At 70.9% G+C, this 17,509-nt stretch carries 14 protein-coding genes; 7 read left to right on the forward strand and 7 right to left on the reverse strand.

From position 1 onward, the window contains the following. On the reverse strand, nucleotides 1–851 hold an 851-nt coding region (locus tag BHU15_RS12855; protein WP_069627304.1), incomplete at its 3' end, for an ROK family transcriptional regulator. A 252-nt stretch (nucleotides 852–1,103) separates the two neighbouring features. Here BHU15_RS12855 and BHU15_RS12860 point away from each other — a divergent pair. Both BHU15_RS12860 and BHU15_RS12865 read left to right on the forward strand, forming a co-directional pair. Further along, on the forward strand, nucleotides 1,104–3,272 hold the full coding sequence (locus BHU15_RS12860) for an alpha-galactosidase (RefSeq protein WP_069627305.1): 2,169 nt from the start codon (nucleotides 1,104–1,106) through the stop codon (nucleotides 3,270–3,272). A 59-nt stretch (nucleotides 3,273–3,331) separates the two neighbouring features. Continuing rightward, nucleotides 3,332–5,056, forward strand: a complete 1,725-nt coding sequence (locus tag BHU15_RS12865) for a glycoside hydrolase family 13 protein (protein ID WP_069627306.1) — start codon at nucleotides 3,332–3,334, stop codon at nucleotides 5,054–5,056. Here BHU15_RS12865 and BHU15_RS12870 read toward each other — a convergent pair. From BHU15_RS12870 to BHU15_RS12880, 3 genes are all read right to left on the reverse strand, one after another. Then, nucleotides 4,998–5,699 (reverse strand): GntR family transcriptional regulator, encoded by a 702-nt coding sequence (locus BHU15_RS12870; RefSeq protein WP_079128105.1) that lies wholly within the window; start codon nucleotides 5,697–5,699, stop codon nucleotides 4,998–5,000. The genes BHU15_RS12865 and BHU15_RS12870 overlap by 59 nt on opposite strands. Before the next feature lie 116 nt (nucleotides 5,700–5,815). Beyond that, nucleotides 5,816–7,543 (reverse strand): ThuA domain-containing protein, encoded by a 1,728-nt coding sequence (locus tag BHU15_RS12875; protein ID WP_069627341.1) that lies wholly within the window; start codon nucleotides 7,541–7,543, stop codon nucleotides 5,816–5,818. A 20-nt stretch (nucleotides 7,544–7,563) separates the two neighbouring features. After that, the gene (locus BHU15_RS12880; protein WP_069627307.1) at nucleotides 7,564–10,443 is read right to left on the reverse strand and encodes a carbohydrate-binding protein; all 2,880 of its coding nucleotides are present in this window, start codon (nucleotides 10,441–10,443) and stop codon (nucleotides 7,564–7,566) included. A gap of 421 nt (nucleotides 10,444–10,864) precedes the next feature. On the opposite strand from BHU15_RS12880, the gene BHU15_RS41270 reads away from it, so the two are divergent. Then, a complete protein-coding gene (locus BHU15_RS41270) occupies nucleotides 10,865–10,993 on the forward strand; it encodes a hypothetical protein (RefSeq protein ID WP_255293098.1) in 129 nt (42 codons plus the stop codon). Here the strand turns inward: BHU15_RS41270 and BHU15_RS12885 are convergent. Beyond that, nucleotides 10,975–11,949, reverse strand: a complete 975-nt coding sequence (locus BHU15_RS12885; RefSeq protein WP_069627308.1) for a helix-turn-helix transcriptional regulator — start codon at nucleotides 11,947–11,949, stop codon at nucleotides 10,975–10,977. The genes BHU15_RS41270 and BHU15_RS12885 overlap by 19 nt on opposite strands. Before the next feature lie 105 nt (nucleotides 11,950–12,054). On the opposite strand from BHU15_RS12885, the gene BHU15_RS12890 reads away from it, so the two are divergent. Next, on the forward strand, nucleotides 12,055–12,450 hold the full coding sequence (locus BHU15_RS12890; protein WP_069627309.1) for a RidA family protein: 396 nt from the start codon (nucleotides 12,055–12,057) through the stop codon (nucleotides 12,448–12,450). 75 nt (nucleotides 12,451–12,525) lie between these two features. Here BHU15_RS12890 and BHU15_RS12895 read toward each other — a convergent pair whose 3' ends face one another. Further along, nucleotides 12,526–14,922 carry an AbfB domain-containing protein gene (locus BHU15_RS12895; RefSeq protein ID WP_079128106.1) on the reverse strand — a complete coding sequence of 799 codons (2,397 nt, stop codon included), beginning with the start codon at nucleotides 14,920–14,922 and terminating at the stop codon, nucleotides 12,526–12,528. Between the two features lie 192 nt (nucleotides 14,923–15,114). Here BHU15_RS12895 and BHU15_RS12900 point away from each other — a divergent pair, with 192 nt between their 5' ends. Further along, a complete protein-coding gene (locus tag BHU15_RS12900) occupies nucleotides 15,115–15,429 on the forward strand; it encodes a nuclear transport factor 2 family protein (RefSeq protein WP_023536824.1) in 315 nt (104 codons plus the stop codon). Between the two features lie 113 nt (nucleotides 15,430–15,542). Next, a complete protein-coding gene (locus BHU15_RS12905; RefSeq protein ID WP_069627310.1) occupies nucleotides 15,543–16,010 on the forward strand; it encodes a hypothetical protein in 468 nt (155 codons plus the stop codon). A 12-nt stretch (nucleotides 16,011–16,022) separates the two neighbouring features. On the opposite strand, the gene BHU15_RS12910 is transcribed toward BHU15_RS12905, so the two are convergent. Then, entirely contained in the window at nucleotides 16,023–16,427 is a 405-nt protein-coding gene (locus BHU15_RS12910; protein WP_069627311.1) for a cupin domain-containing protein, read from the reverse strand. A 52-nt stretch (nucleotides 16,428–16,479) separates the two neighbouring features. Between BHU15_RS12910 and BHU15_RS12915 the strand changes: the two genes are divergently transcribed. Further along, a complete protein-coding gene (locus BHU15_RS12915) occupies nucleotides 16,480–17,466 on the forward strand; it encodes a GlxA family transcriptional regulator (protein ID WP_069627312.1) in 987 nt (328 codons plus the stop codon). The last annotated feature ends 43 nt before the right edge of the window (nucleotides 17,467–17,509 follow it).

The raw sequence follows: 17,509 nt of genomic DNA on the forward strand, positions 1-17,509 counted from the left end.
TCGTAACCGACGTCGCGCCGCAGTCCCACCGACGCGGCGGCACACAGCGAGGCCGTCGACAGCATCGCGGTGGCGCAGCCCCGGTGCCCGCGCGGGCAGAGCGGCCCCAGGGGGTCGAGCGGGAAGTGTCCGAGCAGGCCGACGCCCGCGTCCGGGCTGTCCACGACACGGTCGTGCGTGACGAGGCCGTAGCCGATGCCCGCGCCGACGGTGAGTACCGCGAACCGGTCGTGGCCCCGGGCGGCGCCGAACCAGTGCTCGGCGCGGGTGAGTGCGAGCAGGTCGTTGTCGACGGCGGTGGGCACGCCGAGCGCGTCGGAGAGCAGGGCGCCGAGAGGGACGTCGTCCTTCCATTCCAGGAAAGGCGCCGCGGTGACCGTCGCGTGATCGGCCACGCTGCCGCCCAGGCTCACCCCGGCGGCGGTGATGTGCCGTGATCGCGGGGCGGGTTCGGCGCCGAGTTCGGCCGCGAGGCCGCGCAGGACGGCGACGACCGAGGCGGGGTCGCGGCCGGGCAGGTCGGCCCGCGCGGAGGCGACGACCTCGGCGCGCAGCGTGGTCAGTACGGCGTGCGCGTCCTCGTGGGTGACCTTGGCGCCGATGAAATGGTGCGCGTCGGCGACGACGTCCAGCGGGCGGGTGGGACGGCCCGCGCGTGACGCGTGGCCGGTACTGCCCGACTCGACGAGGAGTCCGCTGTCCAGAAGCGGCTTCGCGAGCCGGGTGAGGCTGCCGGCGGACAGGCCGAGCCGGCGGGCGAGTTCGCTGCGGGAGAGCGGTCCGCGGCGCAGCACTTCCAGGGCGACGGCGTGCGTGGCGCCGGACAGCGGGGCCCACGGCGCTGGTGTCACGTGCAAGGGGAGACCTTCCGCGAGGAGCCCGGAGCGTACGGCGCGTACAGCGCGTACGACGGCCGGGGTGGTCCCATCCTGCCAGCTCGCCCCATTTACTTCCACACCGAAAGTAAACATGCCGCGAGAGACCTGTTCTAGCCAAAACGGCAGTGCGCCATTCGCCTTCTGGCGCCTCCTGAACGCCTATTGACGGGTGGAAACTTCCACCCCGAAACTAAACAGAGACGCCGGACGATCCGAGGAGCCCGTATGCGCACCGGTCACTCCCCTGGCTACCTCCATCTCCGTGCGCCGGGTACGAGTCTGGTCCTCGACTGCGCCGGCAGCCGGCTGCCCCGGGTGCTCCACTGGGGCGACGACCTCGGGGACGTCGAGCACACCGCGCTCGCCGAACTGGCCACCGCGAGCGCCGCCCGGCAGATGTCCAACACCCTCGATCTGCCCGTACCGCTCTCCCTCCTGCCGGAGCACTCGGCCGGCTGGCTCGGTACACCGGGCCTCACCGGCCACCGCGACGGGGCCGACTTCTCCACCGCCTTCACCGTCCGCTCGATCCGTACCGTCCGCACGCCCGACCTCCCCCAGGCGCACCAGCTCACCGTCGACGCGGTGGACGAACACGCCCGGCTCCAGCTCGTGCTGGAGATCGAGCTGACCGCCGCCGGGCTCGTACGGCAGCGCGCCACCGTCACCAACCGCGACACCGGCGAGCGCCCGTTCGTCCTGGACGGTCTGCTGCTGGCCCTCCCCGTGCCCTCCCACGCCACCGAACTCCTGGACCTCACCGGCCGGCACGCGCGCGAACGCAGCCCGCAGCGGCACGAGTTCACGCTCGGTACGCATCTGCGGGAGAACCGCCGGGGCCGTACGGGCACCGACGCGACGCTGCTGCATCTCGCGGGCGAGCCCGGCTTCGGCTTCCGTACGGGCGAGGTCTGGGCCGTCCACGTGGCGTGGAGCGGCAACCACCGCACCCTCGCCGAACGCACCCCCGCCGGTGTGTCCCTGCTCGGCGCCGGGGAGACGCTGCTCGGGGGCGAAGTCCGGCTGGCGGGCGGCGAGTCGTACACGAGCCCGTGGATCGTCTGGTCGTACGGCCACGGGCTCGACGAGCTGGCCGGGCGCTTCCACCAGCAGCTGCGGGCCAGGACCCGGCATCCGCGGCGGCCCCGGCCGGTCACCCTCAACACCTGGGAGGCCGTCTACTTCCGGCACGACCTCGGCCGGCTCAGCGCGCTGGCGGACGCCGCCGCCGAGGTGGGCGCCGAGCGTTTCGTGCTGGACGACGGCTGGTTCAAGGGCCGCCGGCACGACCGTGCCGGGCTCGGCGACTGGTATGTGGACGAGAGCGTCTGGCCCGGGGGGCTGGGCCCGCTGGTCGACCATGTCCGTTCGCTGGGCATGGAGTTCGGGCTGTGGGTCGAGCCCGAGATGGTCAGTCCCGACTCCGACCTCGCCCGCGCGCACCCGGAGTGGATCCTGGCGACGGGCGACCGGCTCCCGCCGGAGTCCCGGCAGCAGCAGGTGCTCGACCTCGGGCACGCGCAGGCGTACGACCATGTGCTTGAGCGGCTCGACGCGCTGGTCGGCGAGTACGCGATCGACTATCTCAAGTGGGATCACAACCGGGATCTCGTGGAGGCCGGGCACAGTCCCACGGGCGCGGCGGGTGTCCACGTACAGACGGCAGCCACGTACCGGCTGCTGGACGAACTGCGCGCACGGCACCCCGGATTGGAGATCGAGTCCTGCTCCTCCGGCGGAGGCCGGATCGACCTCGCCATCCTGGAACGCACCGACCGGGTCTGGGCGAGCGACTGCATCGACGCGCTCGAACGGCAGCAGATCCAGCGCTGGACCGGGCTGTTGCTGCCGCCCGAACTCCTCGGCGCGCACGTCGGCTCGCCCGTCGCGCACACCACCGGGCGTGCCCACACGCTCGACTTCCGGGCGGGGACCGCCCTGTTCGGGCACTTCGGCATCGAGTGGGACCTCACCGCCGCCGACGCCGGTGAGCGCGCCCGGCTGGCCGAGTGGGTCGCGGCGTACAAGGAACTCCGGCCGCTGCTGCACTCCGGCACCGTCGTGCACGGCGACCATCCCGATCCGGCGCTGTGGGTGCACGGCGTGGTGGCGGCGGACCGCTCGCGCGCGCTGTACGCCCTGGTCCAGACGGCGACGAGCGTGACATCACCGGCCGGCCCGGTGCGGCTGCCCGGACTCGACGCGGACGCCCGCTACCGGATACGTCCCCACCGGCCCGGCGACCGGGCGGAGGGACCCCACCGGTCCGACCCTCTCTGGTGGGAGCGCGCGGACGGGGTGGAGCTGACCGGCCGGCTGCTGGCCGTCACCGGGGTGCGGGCGCCGACGCTCCACCCGGAGCGTCTCGTGCTCGTGGAAGCGAGCAGACTCTGACCGGCACCGGCACCGGCACCGGCACCGGCACAGCGGCGTACGTAGGCGAGGTTCAGCACGTGAGCACCAACTCCCCCTCCAACTCCCCTTCTCCCGAAGCCTGGTGGAAGTCGGCGGTCGTCTACCAGATCTATCCGCGCAGCTTCGCCGATTCCGACGGCGACGGGGTCGGGGACCTGCGCGGCATCATCGACCGGCTGGACCATCTCGCCGCTCTCGGCGTCGACGTCCTGTGGCTGTCGCCGGTGTACCCGTCCCCGCAGGACGACAACGGGTACGACATCAGCGACTACCAGGACATCGACCCGTCCTTCGGCACCCTCGCGGACTTCGACGACCTGCTCGCCGCCGTGCACGCCCGCTCCATGAAGCTGGTCATGGACCTCGTCGTGAACCACACCTCCGACGAGCACCCGTGGTTCACCGAGTCCCGGCGGGGGCCGGACAGCCCCAAGCGCGACTGGTACTGGTGGCGGCCGGCCCGCGACGGCGTACCGTCCGGCACCCCGGGGGCCGAGCCCAACAACTGGCGTTCCTTCTTCTCCGGCTCCGCCTGGGAGTACGACGAGCCGGGTGACGCGTACTACCTGCATCTCTTCTCCCGTAAGCAGCCCGACCTCAACTGGGAGAATCCCGAGGTCCGTTCGGCCGTCCACCGGATGATGAACTGGTGGCTGGACCGGGGTGTGGACGGCTTCCGGATGGATGTCATCAATCTCATCTCGAAGGACCCCGCGCTGGCCGACCGCACCCACCACGGCGCGGGCCCGCGGATCCACGAGTTCCTCCAGGAGATGCACCGCGAGGTCTTCGCCGGCCGCCCCGAACGGCTGCTCACCGTCGGTGAGATGCCGGGCGTCACCGTCGAGGAGGCCAGGCTCTTCACCGATCCGGCGCGCGCCGAGGTGGACATGGTGTTCCAGTTCGAGCACGTCGGACTCGACCACGGCGACGGCAAGTTCGACGTACGGCCGCTGAATCTGCTCGATCTGAAGGCGTCCCTCGGCCGCTGGCAGGACGCCCTCGCCGACACCGGCTGGAACAGCCTCTACTGGAACAACCACGACCAGCCGCGTGTCGTCTCGCGCTTCGGCGACGACGGGCCCGCGCACCGGGTCAGGTCCGCGACGATGCTCGCCACCGTGCTGCATCTGCACCGCGGCACGCCGTACGTCTACCAGGGTGAGGAACTGGGCATGACCAACGCCCTGTTCACCTCCATCGACGACTTCCGCGACATCGAGTCGCTCAACCACTACGCGGAGGCGGTCGACGGGGGCGCCGACCCGGCGCGGGTCCTGGCGGGGCTGCGGGCGATGGGGCGGGACAACGCCCGTACTCCGATGCAGTGGGACGCGTCCCCGCACGCCGGGTTCACCACCGGCACCCCGTGGATCCCGGTCAACCCGAACCACACCGAGGTCAACGCGGCTGCGGCGTACGACGATCCGGCGTCCGTCTTCCACCACTACCGGCGGCTGATCGAGCTGCGGCACTCCGAACCGGCCGTGGCGTACGGCGACTTCACGATGCTGCTGCCGGAGGACCCACGTGTGTACGCCTTCGCGCGACGGCTGGTTGCGGCGGACGGTACGGCGACCGAGCTGCTGGTGCTCGGCAACTTCACCGGCCGCCCGGCCGAGGCCGAGCCGCCGGACGACGGCTGGCGGGACGCCGAGCTGCTGATCGGCAACGTCCCGGACCCTGATCGGTTGGGCGCCACGGTCACGCTCGCCCCGTGGGAGGCACGGGTCCATCGCCGTCGGACACGTCCGAGGGGCTGACGGGCGCCGCCTCCTCGGGGAACGCGCGGCGTACGAACGAGGCGATGTGCTCGTGGAGCGCGTTCCCGGCGGCCTCCGCGTCCCCGGCGACGGCGAGCCGCAGGATCTCGCGGTGCTCGGCCGCCTCGCGCTCCCAGGTCGGGTCCGACGCCCACGCCACGGTGGACACGAGGGCGGCCTGGTCGCGGATCTCGTCCAGCATCCGGGCGAGCAGCGGATTGCCGCACGGCAGATAGAGTGCCCGGTGGAAGTCGCGGTTGGCGAGCGACCTGTCCGCCCGGTCGGCCGCCGACTCGGCCCGGTCCAGGGCCTCTTGGGCCGCTTCGAGCCGGGCCGCGCGGCTCACCGAACGGCGTAGCGCCTCCGGTTCGAGCAGCAGGCGGACGTCGTAGACCTCCCGTGCCATGGCCGCGTCGACATGCCGTACGACCACGCCCTTGTACTGGCTCATGACGACGAGTCCGGTACCGGCGAGGGTCTTGAGCGCCTCGCGTACGGGGGTCTTGGACACGCCGAACTGGGCGGCGAGTTCGGCCTCGACCAGCGCCTGTCCCGGTCGGAGGCGCGCCGTGAGGATGGCGTGCTTGATCGCCTCCAGGACGTACTGGGTGCGGGACGGTATCGGAGTGGGCGTGAAGGTCATGTCTCATACATGACGTATGAGGTACGACGCGTCAACGTGATTGACGGAAGCCATACAGAAAATTGAGTGGGCCCCGAGGACATGTCCTCGGGGCCCACTCCTTCACAGCGCGGTCGCTACCTGCCGATCGTGAAGGTGTCGATGTCGAACAGGGAGCCCGCCCCACCGGTGAAGGTGAGGAACAGCGGTCCGGTCGGTGTGCCCGTCAGCGTGGTGGACACGTCCCGGAAGGTCTCCCAGCCGCCGGTGTTGGGCACCGCGACCGTGCCGACGACCGGTCCGGTCGCCGAGCCCGAGCGGATCGTGACGGTGCCGCCGGCGCCGGCCGACGAGACCTTCGCGGCGAAGGTCTTCGCCCCGGTGAGCGACGCCTGGGAGTAACCGGCCCAGTCGCCGTTCTCGATGTAGCCGAGGGTCCGGCCGCCGCTCGCGGGAGCGTGGTCGGCGGGCTGGACGCCCTGTCCCGAGGTGTAGGACTCCCCTTCGTAGGTGGACGACTGGGGCGGATTGGTGCCGCCCAGCTCCTTGATCCTGATGTTGCGGAAGGACACGTCGTCACCGGTGCCGTGGTTCTGGATCCCGATGTGCCCCTGCTGGAGCGAGCGCACCGGGTCGGTGTTGGTGAAGTCGTTGATCCGTACGCCGTTGAGGAAGACCTGGAGCCGCTCCCCCTCCACCCGGATCTCGTACGTGTTCCAACTCCCCGGCGGATTAAGGGCGTTGTCACGTGCCGCGAGGTCGGCCGCCTTGAAACCGTAGACGGACCCGGTGGTCCGGTCGGCCGCGTCGGTGGCGTCGATCTGGATCTCGTAGCCCTGGTTGACCGAGGTGTTGACGTCGTCGGAGGCCGGGAAGCCCACGAAGACACCGGAGTTGTCGTCACCGGCCATGCGCCAGTCCAGCTTGAGGGAGTACGAGGCGTACTCCTTCGCCCGGTACCAGTACAGGCCCATGCCGCCGGTCGAGTTCAGCGTGGCGTCGGTGTTGGTGAAGCTGCCGGGGCCGGCCTGGGACCAGCCGGTGGTGGAGCCGTTGTAGAGCGTGGTGTAGCCGGTCTCCGCGCGGCAGTCGGCCTTGGCGAAGCCCGCCGCGTACCGGATGCCGCCGAGCAGCAGCGAGCGGAAGGCGGGGTCGGCGTACGACTCCTGGGTGTGGCCGAGTCCGGTGTAGAAGGACCGGCCGTTGCCCTGCGGGTGGCACCAGGTGATCGGGTGGTCGCCGCTCATCTCCCCGCCGCTGTAGCTGGATTCGTCCAGGCTCTGCAGGACGCGGACCTGCGGGCGGGGATTGGTGCGGTAGTTGTACCACTCGTCGGTACGCGACCAGGTCTGGCCCAGGTGCGCGGTGGCCGCGTGCGACCGGTCCTCGTTCTTCAGCGTGGCCCGCTGGATCGCGGGGTGGCTCTTGAACCAGGCGCCGACGAGGGTCTGGTAGTGCGGCCACTCGTACTCGGTGTCGGCCGCCGCGTGGACGCCGAAGTAGCCGCCGCCCCCGTCCACGTAACTCTGGAGCGCGGACTGCTGGCTGGTGTTCAGGACGTCGCCGGTGGTGGAGAGGAAGACGACGGCCTTGAAGTTGGCCAGGTTGGCGGTGGTGAACGCGTTGCTGTCCTCGGTGGCGGTGACGGTGAAGTTGTTGGCCGCGCCGAGGTCGCGGATGGTCTGGGTGCCGACCGGGATGGAGTCGTGCCGGAAGCCCGCCGTCTTGGAGAAGACGAGGACCCGGTACGCGGGGTCGGCGGCCTGGGCCGCGGTCGCCGGTGCCAGGAGCGACGCGGCGAGGCCGAGGGTGAGGGCGAAGGCCGCCGCGGCGGTCTTCGGCAGCGTGCGGAGCTGACGGAGCATCATCGTCTCCTTGACTCGCGTCACTTGGTGAGAGTGAGGGTGTCGATGTCGAACAGGGAGCCGGCCCCACCGGTGAAGGTGAGGAACAGTGCCCCGGACGATCCGGTACCGGTCAGCGCGGTGGACACGTTCTGGAACGTCTCCCAGCCACCGGTGTTGGGGACGGCGACGGTGCCGAGGACGGCGCCGGTGGCCGAGCCCGAGCGGATCGTGACGGTGCCGCCCGCGCCGGCCGATGAGACCTTCGCCGAGAAGGTCTTGGTCCCGGCCGTCGGGACGTGGGCGTAGCCCGCCCAGTCGCCGTTCTCGATGTAGCCGAGGGTCTTGCCGCCGCTCGCCGGTGCGTGGTCCGCCGCCTGGACGCCCTGCCCCGAGCTGAACGACTCACCCTCCACGGTCTGGCTGGAGCCGCTGCTGCCGGTGGTGAAGGTGAAGGCGTCCACGTCGAAGAGGTTGCCCTGGCCGGTCACGCCCTTGAAGACCAGGAACAACTCCGTTGACGCGGCAGGGGCGTTGGTGACGTTCGCCGACACGTCGACGAAGTTCTCCCAGCCGCCGGTCGGGGCCACGGCCACCGAGCTGAGCAGCGTGCCGGTCGCGGACCCGGCGCGTACCTCCAGGGTGCCGCCGACGCCGCCGGAGGCGACCCGGGCGGTGAACCGGGTGGCGTTGGAGACGTTGTACGGCTTGAAGGAGACCCAGTCGTTGTTGTCGGTGAAGCCGACGGTGCTGCCGCCCTCGGCGTTGCCGTGCGCGGCGACCTGGATGCCGGACTGGGCGCCGAAGTGCTCGGCCTGCCGGTGCCGGGGCTGGAGGATACGGGCGCTGTGCGTGGTCAGCCCGGCGCCGTCGGTGTACTCGGCGTCGAAGACCCCGTAGATGTTGGCGGCGCTGTCGTGCTCACCGTCGGCGGGCACGCTGAGGTTGCCGGAGCAGCCGGTGGCCTGGGTGATCTGGTGCCGGTGCTCGTCGTGGCCGAGCAGATAGGTGACCTTGACCTTGGAGCAGTCGATGGTCCCGTCCTCCGGGTCGCTGACGGTGACCTGGAAGGGCACGGTGTCACCGAAGGAGAAGAGCTGGCCGTCCTTGGGGGTCTGGAGGGTCACGGTCGGGGCGGTGTTGCCCGCCGTGACGACCAGGCTCGCCGTACCGGTCAGCCCCTCCGGGTCGCGGACGGTGAGCGTGGGCCGGAAGGTGCCGTTGGTGGTGTAGGTGTGGCTCGGGTTGGCGGCCGTGGAGGTGGTGCCGTCGCCGAAGTTCCAGGAGTACGTCAGGGCCTTGCCCTCGGGGTCGGCGCTGCCGGCCGAGGAGAACGCGACGGTCAGCGGGGTGGGTCCGGAGACCTTGTCGGCGGCGGCCTTGGCGACCGGGTTGCGGTTGGCGCCCGCGAGATACTCGACGCGGTACAGGGCCTGATTGTTGCCACCGGTGCCGTAGTCCAGGACGTACAGCGCGCCGTCGGGGCCGAAGGCCTGGTCCATGACCTGCGTACCGGTCCACGGGAACGCCTCGATGACGCCCGGGGTGCCGTCGGCCTTGACCTCGATGGCCTTGATCCACTTGCGGCCGTACTCACCGGCGAAGAAGCGGCCGTCGAGCGACTGCGGGAACTTCACGCTGGAGTTGAGGTTGGGGTCGTAGCGGTAGACCGGGCCGCCCATCGGCGACTCGGAGCCGCCGCCGAACTCGGGCGGGGAACCCGCGTCACCGCCGTACTTGATCCAGCTCGACTTGGCGGCGGGCAGGGTCGCCAGCCCGGTGTTGCGGAAGGAGTTGTTCGCGGGCGCGGCGCAGTTGTACTTGGCCGCGGACGGGCCGCTCGGGAAGGTGAACTCGCTGTACGTCTCGGCCGCCGTGTTGGTGCCGGTGCAGTACGGCCAGCCGTAGTTGCCCGGTCCGGTGATGCGGTTGAACTCGACCTGGCCGCTGGGGCCGCGGCTCGCGTTGGTGACGCCCGCGTCGGGGCCGTAGTCGCCGAGGTAGACGATGCCGGTGGCCTTGTCGACGGACATCCGGAACGGGTTGCGGAAGCCCATCGCGTAGATCTCGGGGCGGGTGCGCGCGGTGCCGGGCGCGAACAGGTTGCCGGAGGGCACGGTGTAGCCGCCGGCGGCGGTCGGCTTGATACGGAGCACCTTGCCGCGCAGGTCGTTGGTGTTGCCCGAGGAGCGCTGGGCGTCGAACTGCGGGTTGCGGTCGGTGCGTTCGTCGATCGGCGAGTAGCCCGAGGACTCGAACGGGTTCGTGTCGTCGCCCGTCGTCAGATAGAGGTTGCCCTGCGCGTCGAAGTCGATGTCACCGCCGACGTGGCAGCACTGACCACGGTCGTTGGGGACCTCCAGCACGACCTTCTCGCTGGCCAGGTCGAGCGTGTTGTCGGCCTTGAGCGTGAAGCGCGAGAGGTTGAGGTGGCCCTTCCACGGCTCGAACGCGGCGGCGTTGCCCGTGACGGGGGCGTCGCCGCCCGGGGTGCTGAGCTTGGGCGAGTAGTACAGATACAGATACCGGTTGCTCTGGAAGTTCGGGTCGGCGGCTATCCCCTGGAGGCCCTCCTCGTCATGGGTGTAGACGTCCAGCTTGCCTGCCGACTTGGTGTTGCCCGCGGCGTCCGTGTAGCGGACCGTGCCGTCCCTCGCCGTGTGCACGACGGCGCGGTCGGGCAGTACGGCGAGTGACATCGCCTCGCCCAACTCGGCCGAACCGAGCGCGAGTTGTACCTGCTGGTAGTCGCCTGCCGGGATGGCGGCAGGCGCTGCCTGTGCTTCCTCGTGGCCGGGATGACCGGGGTGGGCGGCGGCGGTGGGGACGCTGATCGCGCCGCCGCCCACCACCAGACCCAGTACCGCGAGCCACCTCAGCCACTTCTGTCTCGGGCGCGGCCGTCCTGAGAGTCCTGACATCGAGCTTCCTTCCATACCTGTTCAAGGGAAGCGAGACAGGCGGCAGCGCGGGCGAGCGCGCCACCGTGTCTCACTCAGGGAGGAACCTGCCGACCGGGTGATGTCCCTTCACCCGATGAGCAGCCGTGCGGTCCGTGCGTCCGTGCGGTCCGTGCAAGGGCATGTGTTACGGCACCGAACATCCACGGGAAACCCGCGGGAGTTTCGCATGCTGGCAACGGGCCACTAATTTGTCAAGGGTCTATCCAAATGGCCTTGACCTGCTACTGGATCGGCGCGGCGGGATCGGCGCCCCGACAGATGATTCCGGGCCGTTGACGCGCACGCGGGGATTGCGTTCGCACACTGAACAAATGCCGCTCGAAGGGCGGCCCCGGAGGAGAACCCCCGGGCCACGGCGAAGGTGGATACACCCCACAATGTGCCGTCCGGCGGCCTGGTGTCCACGAAGGACCTCAACACCTTCCGGGGAGGTCTCTTCGACGGCCGGCTGCTGCCGGGCCGGGCGGTGCGCGAAGCGGTAGGGGGACGTCAGGGCGACGTCTCGTAGCGGGTGGCGATCGTGGCGGCCCGGTCGCGCAGGGCCGTGCGCAACCACTGCGGGGCCAGGGCCTCCGCGTCCGTGGCGAGTTGCCACAGTGCCCATTCGGCGTGGCGCGCGTCCTGGAAGGTCACCTCCAGCCGCAGTCGGCCACCCTCTTCGGCCTCCTCGGTGTGCACCGCGAGCGCGGTGGCCACCAGGTCCTCCCGTCGCGCCGGGTCCACCCGTACCAGCACCGCGACCTGGTCGCCGCCCGTGCGGAACCGGGTGCCGCGGTCCCGCCAGGCCCGGTCCAGGTCGACGCGGTCCGGGCGCTGGGCGGGCTCGGGGAGTGCCTCGGCGGCCAGGACGCGGGAGAGCCGGTAGGTGCGGTCGGCGCCGGATCTCGTGGCCAGCAGGTAGCCCTGGTCGCGTACGGTCACCAGACCGATCGGGTCCACCGTGCGCCACCGAGGTGTCTGGCCTGCCGCGGCGTACCGGATGCGCAGCTTGTGCCCGGCGAGCACCGCGCGCCGGACCTCGGCCGCCGTCGCGTCCGGCACCTCCTCGGCGGCCACGCGGCGCGAGAGGAGGTCGGTCTCCGGGTCGATGAGCAGTCGCTCGGCGACGCCGGCCGCGGTGTCCCGGTGGCTTTCCGGCAGCGCGTCGACCACCTTGAGCACGGCCGAGGCGAGCGCCGAGCCGAGGCCGAACACCTGCGCGCCGCGCCGCGATCCGGCGACCAGCAGGGCGAGCGCCTCGTCGTGGTTCAGTCCGGTCAGCTCCGTCCGGAAACCGGGCAGCAACGCGAACCCGCCGTTCCGGCCGCGTTCGGCGTAGACCGGGACACCCGCCGCGGACAGCGCCTCGATGTCGCGCAGCACGGTGCGGGTGGACACCTCCAACTCGCGGGCCAGCGTGGTCGCGGACAGCCGGCCGCGCTGGCGCAGCAGCAGCACGAGGGAGACCAGCCGGTCGGCACGCATACGAAAACCCTACCGAGATACACGACCGAGGATGTCGTGTATTCGCTGCGAGGCTCCATCACGACGTCGAAGACCTACAGACAATCGAATGGAGCGGATGTGGCTATGGAGCGAACGGCCGTCAACCCGGTGCCGTGGTCGGTGGAGATGGGCTTCAACCAGGGCGAGGTCGTCTCGGGGCACACGCGGACCCTGTATCTCTCGGGGCAGACCGCGACGGACGCTGACGGCAAGCCCCAACATGACGGTGACATGGCCGCGCAGTTGGCGCTGAGCCTCGACAACCTGGAGGCCGTACTCGGCGAGGCCGGCATGTCACTCGCGAACCTCGCCCGGCTCAACGTCTACACGACCGACGTCGATCTGCTCTTCCAGCACTACGGCGGGCTGGCGGCGCGACTTGGCGCCGCCCGCGTGGCGCCGGCCACCACGATGCTCGGGGTGACCCGGCTGGCGATCCCCACCTTGCTGGTCGAGCTTGAGGGAACCGCCGTCGCGTGACACGGCCTCGGCCGGCCGGGCTCACGCCGTCTCCGGACGGCGTGAGCCCGGCCCGTGGTCCGGGGGTACGTCCGGTCACCCCGCCCACGGATCGGCGACGGCCCAGGTCGTGTCCTCGGTGAACGAGGCGGGGTTGTCCCAGGCGCGCGGACCGCCCCGAGTCGCCATCCACACCTCCGAGTTGATGTGCCGCAGATAGCCGCCTGCCATGTTGTACGCCGCGAGGCGCACTCCCCCGGCGGCGGGCAGCGCGCAGAACGTGGCGTCGGCGCGGAAGAGCGCCGAGCCGTCACCCGCCTCCTTGTAGACGCGGAAGTCGCGGTGCCGCAGGTACTGGCCGGGGTAGTTGCGGGACTCGAAGGAGTAGCAGCCGCTGCCCGCGAGGCCGGGGACGATCTTCCAGGTGGCGTCGTTCTTCAGCAGGCTGTCGCTGTTCGCGTCGACGGGCGCGGTGAAGGCGAGGCCGTCCTGGTGGCGCAGGTACTTGCCGGTGTGACCGGGGGTGGTCACCCGCAGCGACTTGTTCTGGCCGGTGGGCAGCGTGACCGGTGGCGGCGGGTTGCGCGAGGCGTCGACGAGGGCGAGGTTGGCGGCCCTGACCCGGGCCGCGTCGACCTTGACCACCTGCCGGTCGTACGTCAGCAGACCGTTGGCCTCGTTCTCGACGTCGGTGATCTCGGTGTAGACGGACGCGGAGAGACCGCTGGGCATCTGGTTCTCGCGGATGGTGTCGATGAGGCCGACGAAGCGGTTGTTCAGCGCGGCGACGCTCGCCTGGTCCTCGTAGCTGAAGCCGCCGCCCGGGTACCACTCGTGTCCCGGCACCTTCCAGCCGAGCCCGCCGAACTCGCCGAGGACGGCGGCCCGGGTGGCCGTCGGTGTCGTGGTGCCGGGGCCGACGTAGACGTGGTTGTCGATGACGTCGCCGTTGCCGCCGTCGACGGAGCCGCAGCAGTTGACGCCGCTCATGTTGTTGACGAGGCGGGTGGGGTCGTACGCCTTGACCTCGTCGGCGATCCGGGCCTGGTCGTACTGGCCCCAGCCCTCGTTCTGGTTGACCCACATCACCAGGGACGGTGAGCTGCGGTGCTGGTCGATGATCCGGTCGTACTCGGCCTCCCACTGCACACGCGCGGCGCCGTCCGGGGTCCGGGTGTCCATGGCGGGCATGTCCTGCCACACCAGCAGACCGAGCCGGTCCGCCCAGTAGAACCAGCGCTGCGGCTCCACCTTGATGTGTTTGCGGACCATGTTGAAGCCGAGGTCCTTGTGCTTCTGGAGGTCGTGGCGCAGTGCCTCGTCGCTGGGCGCGGTGTAGATGCCGTCCGGCCAGTAGCCCTGGTCGAGGGTGCCGGTCTGGAAGACGAACTTACCGTTGAGGAGCGGGCGTTGTACGCCGCCGACCTTGCCCACGGAGATGGAGCGCATCCCGGCGTAGCTGCCGGCGGAGTCGACGGCCGTACCGCCGCCTCCCGTTCCCGACAGCAGGTCGGCCCTGATGTCGTACAGGAACGGATCCTCGGGGCTCCACAGGCGCGGGTTCGGGATCGGCACCGAGAACGGGCTGTTCACGGGCCCGGTCACGGTGGCCACGGCGGTACCGCCGGAGGAGACCGTCACCCTGGCGGTGTGGCCGGCGGTGCCGGCGGCCCGGACGGTGACCTTGAGCGTGTTGTCGGAGAGGCTGGGCACCAAGTCGAGCCGGGTGATGTGGGCGGACGCTGTGGGCTCCAGCCAGACGGTCTGCCAGATGCCGGACGCGGCCGTGTAGAAGATGCCGCCGCCGGGATGCGGCGTGACGTCGCTGATCCGTTGTTTGCCCACCGCCTGGCCGCCGGTCTGGGAGGGGTCGAAGACGGAGACGACGACGGTGTTGGTGCCCGCGGTCAGCAGGGGGGTGATGTCGTAGGTGAACGCGTCGTAGCCGCCGCTGTGGGCCGCGCCGGCCTGGCTGCCGTTGACCCAGACCGTGGTCTGCCAGTCGCTCGCGCCGAAGTTCAGCTGGACGCGGCGGCCGTTCCAGCCCGCCGGGACGGTGAAGGTGCGCTTGTACCAGAGCTTGTCGCTCTGGGTGATCTTTCGCTGGATGCCGGAGAGGGCCGACTCGGCGACGAACGGGACCCTGATCTGCTCGGGGAACGCGGCGGGCTGCCCGGCGTTCGCGCCGGTGATCGCGAAGTCCCAGACGCCGTTGAGGTTGAGCCAGTCGGGGCGGGTGAGCTGGGGGCGCGGGTACTCCGGCAGCGGGTTGTCGACCGGGACCTGGTTCGTCCACGGGGTGGTCATGGGGGACGGTTTGGGCTGCCAGGCGGCGGGCTTCGCCTCGGCGGGGCCGCCGCCGGCCACGACGAGGCTCGCGCACAGGAGCAGCAGCGCGCCGAGCCAGGCGGTGGCGCGGTCGCGCGTGGGGACACGTGTGGGGAAACGCGTGGAGATGGACGTGGGGGTGGAGCTCGGCAGCGAGGCACGCATGGTCGATTGCCCTCCTCGGTCATCGGGCGAGGACGGTGCTGGTTCGGCCCGTAGGCATCTTTTACATCGTTGGAGGAGGGCTGTACACCCTCCTCGCGCAGGCCCGTTCCGCCGGGCTGCGCGGTGGCACGGCAGGCGTGATGATGGCACTGCCACCACCCGGCTGGAGCCCAGTCACAAGGAGGACCACCCATGAGCGTCATCCCCGCAGACCCGGCGGTCGCCGCGTTCGTCTCGGCCGTCAACGGCGGGAACCGGGACGCCTTCTTCGCCGTCCTGGCCCCGGACGCCACGATGTCCGACGACGGCAGCGAACGTGACCTCGCGGGCTGGGTGGACAAGGAGATCTTCTCCGCCGACGGCCGGATGGACATCGAGACGGCCTCCGACGAGGGCCGCGCCCTGACGGCGACGTTCACCAACGCGACGTACGGCACCATGCGGACCCGCTGGGCGTTCACCGTCGCCGACGGCCGGATCACCCGCTTCGAGACGGGCCAGGCGTAGGGCGTGTCCGCAAAGTCCCGTCTGGCTCACGCGGATCGATGAGTCCGGGGGCGCTTCCCAGTCACTACCGGCAGCGGGCCGCACCGGCCCCGCACCCGGATGAGGAGAGAACGATGCGCCGACCGACACCCCACAGCGCGCTGAGCCGGCTGGACGTCCTCGTGGGTGAGTGGGACATGTGGGCCGCCGGCCACCGGGCGGGGCCGGTCCGGACCGAGTTCACCTGGCTGGAGGGCGGCGCCTTTCTGGTCCAGCGCGCGGACCCGGGGCCCACGACGGCGTTCCCGCCCGAGTGGGTGGGGCACGTGCCGTTCCCCACGAGCACGATCACGGGCTACGACGACACCGCCGACGAGTTCACGACGCTGTACGCCGACGGCCGGGGCGTCGCACGGGTCTACCGTACGAGCCTGGCCGGCGGCGTATGGAAGCAGTGGCGCGCGGCGCCCGGCTTCCACCAGCGGTTCACGGCGACCGTCGACGAGACGGCCGGCACGATCGCGGGCGCCTGGGAGCGGTCGGAGGACGGCGAGGTCTGGGCGGTGGACTTCGACGTGCAGTACGTCCGGGCCGTCGGCTGAGGACGAACGCCGTCAGGAGCCGAGCGCGTGGCCCGTCGTCGCGTCGACATGGTCAGGGACCTCGTCGTGCCGGTCGCCGACCGTCGATGTCCCGGAGGGCTCGAACATCAGGATCGCCGCGCGGGACGGGGCGTACGGCTTGTGCTCCGTACCGCGCGGGACGGTGAACACGGCGCCCTTCGGCAGCAGGACCGTGCGCTCACCGGCGGACTCGCGCAGCGAGATCCGCAGCTCCCCTTCGAGGACGAGGAAGAACTCGTCCGTGTCCTCGTGGACGTGCCAGACGTGCTCGCCCTCGACCTTGGCGACGCGTACGTCGTAGTCGTTGACGCGGGTCACGATACGAGGGCTCCACAGGGCGTCGAAGGAGGTCAGCGCCTTGTCGAGGGAGAGGGGCATGGTGGGTTCATCGCTCATGCGCCCATGCTCGTCGGTTCCGTGCGGCCGGTGTGAGTGCTAGGAATCGCATATGACGCAAGAATCCTCGCACGAACGTCGGCGCCCTCACCGGGTCGTCGTGATCGTGGACGAGAACTCGAACCCCTTCGAACTGGGCTGCGCGACCGAGGTCTTCGGTCTGCGACGGCCCGAGATCGGCCGGGAGCTGTACGACTTCCACCTCTGCTCCCCCGAGCCGCGCACCCTGATGCGGGACGGGTTCTTCACGCTCACGGGGGTCGCGGAGCTGGCGCTGGCCGATACGGCGGACACCTTGATCGTCCCGAACCGCCCGGACGTCGAGGTACCGCGCCGCCCGGCCGTGCTGGACGCCGTCCGGCGGGCCCACGGGCGCGGCGCGCGCCTTGCCGGCTTCTGCAGCGGGGCTTTCACCCTGGCGGAGGCGGGGGTGCTCGACGGGCGCCGGGCCACGGCGCACTGGCAGTGGGCGGACTCCTTCCGGGCCCGCTTCCCCCGCGTACGGTTCGAGTCGGACGTGCTGTTCGTCGACGACGGCGACATCCTCACGGCAGCGGGCAGCGCCGCCGCGCTCGATCTGGGGCTCCATGTGGTGCGCCGGGACCACGGCGCGGAGGTCGCCAACTCGGTGAGCCGGCGGCTGGTCTTCGCGGCGCACCGGGACGGCGGGCAGCGGCAGTTCGTCGAACGACCGGTACCGGACCTGCCTGACGAGTCACTGGCGCCCGTGCTGGCCTGGGCGCAGGAGCGACTGGACTCCCCGCTCACGGTGGCCACCCTCGCGACCCGCGCCTCGGTGAGCCCGGCGACCCTGCACCGCCGCTTCCAGGCACAGCTGGGCACGACGCCTCTGGCGTGGCTCACCGGTGAACGGGTCGCCCTCGCCTGCCGATTGATCGAACGGGGCGAGTCACGCTTCGAGCTGGTGGCCCGGCGCAGCGGCCTCGGCACGGCCGCGAACCTGCGCACGCTCGTCCGCCGCGAGACGGGCCTGACACCGTCGGCGTACCAGCGCCGCTTCGGCCCCGGCCCGAACTGACAGCGGCAGGGATGCCTGCCCGGCGAGCGAGCAGCCCGAAGGT

This window comes from Streptomyces niveus (assembly GCF_001723055.1).
Classification (GTDB): domain Bacteria; phylum Actinomycetota; class Actinomycetes; order Streptomycetales; family Streptomycetaceae; genus Streptomyces; species Streptomyces niveus.

What these genes read in the sequence shown, in the direction of transcription:
- BHU15_RS12880 (WP_069627307.1), bottom strand. Translation starts at nt 10,443, where the DNA reads ATGTCAGGACTCTCAGGACGGCCGCGCCCGAGACAGAAGTGGCTGAGG.
- BHU15_RS12900 (WP_023536824.1), top strand. Translation starts at nt 15,115, where the DNA reads ATGAGCGTCATCCCCGCAGACCCGGCGGTCGCCGCGTTCGTCTCGGCC.
- BHU15_RS12890 (WP_069627309.1), top strand. Translation starts at nt 12,055, where the DNA reads ATGGAGCGAACGGCCGTCAACCCGGTGCCGTGGTCGGTGGAGATGGGC.
- BHU15_RS12860 (WP_069627305.1), top strand. Translation starts at nt 1,104, where the DNA reads ATGCGCACCGGTCACTCCCCTGGCTACCTCCATCTCCGTGCGCCGGGT.
- BHU15_RS12870 (WP_079128105.1), bottom strand. Translation starts at nt 5,699, where the DNA reads ATGACCTTCACGCCCACTCCGATACCGTCCCGCACCCAGTACGTCCTG.
- BHU15_RS12915 (WP_069627312.1), top strand. Translation starts at nt 16,480, where the DNA reads ATGACGCAAGAATCCTCGCACGAACGTCGGCGCCCTCACCGGGTCGTC.
- BHU15_RS12885 (WP_069627308.1), bottom strand. Translation starts at nt 11,949, where the DNA reads ATGCGTGCCGACCGGCTGGTCTCCCTCGTGCTGCTGCTGCGCCAGCGC.
- BHU15_RS12910 (WP_069627311.1), bottom strand. Translation starts at nt 16,427, where the DNA reads ATGAGCGATGAACCCACCATGCCCCTCTCCCTCGACAAGGCGCTGACC.
- BHU15_RS12875 (WP_069627341.1), bottom strand. Translation starts at nt 7,543, where the DNA reads ATGCTCCGTCAGCTCCGCACGCTGCCGAAGACCGCCGCGGCGGCCTTC.
- BHU15_RS12895 (WP_079128106.1), bottom strand. Translation starts at nt 14,922, where the DNA reads ATGCGTGCCTCGCTGCCGAGCTCCACCCCCACGTCCATCTCCACGCGT.
- BHU15_RS12905 (WP_069627310.1), top strand. Translation starts at nt 15,543, where the DNA reads ATGCGCCGACCGACACCCCACAGCGCGCTGAGCCGGCTGGACGTCCTC.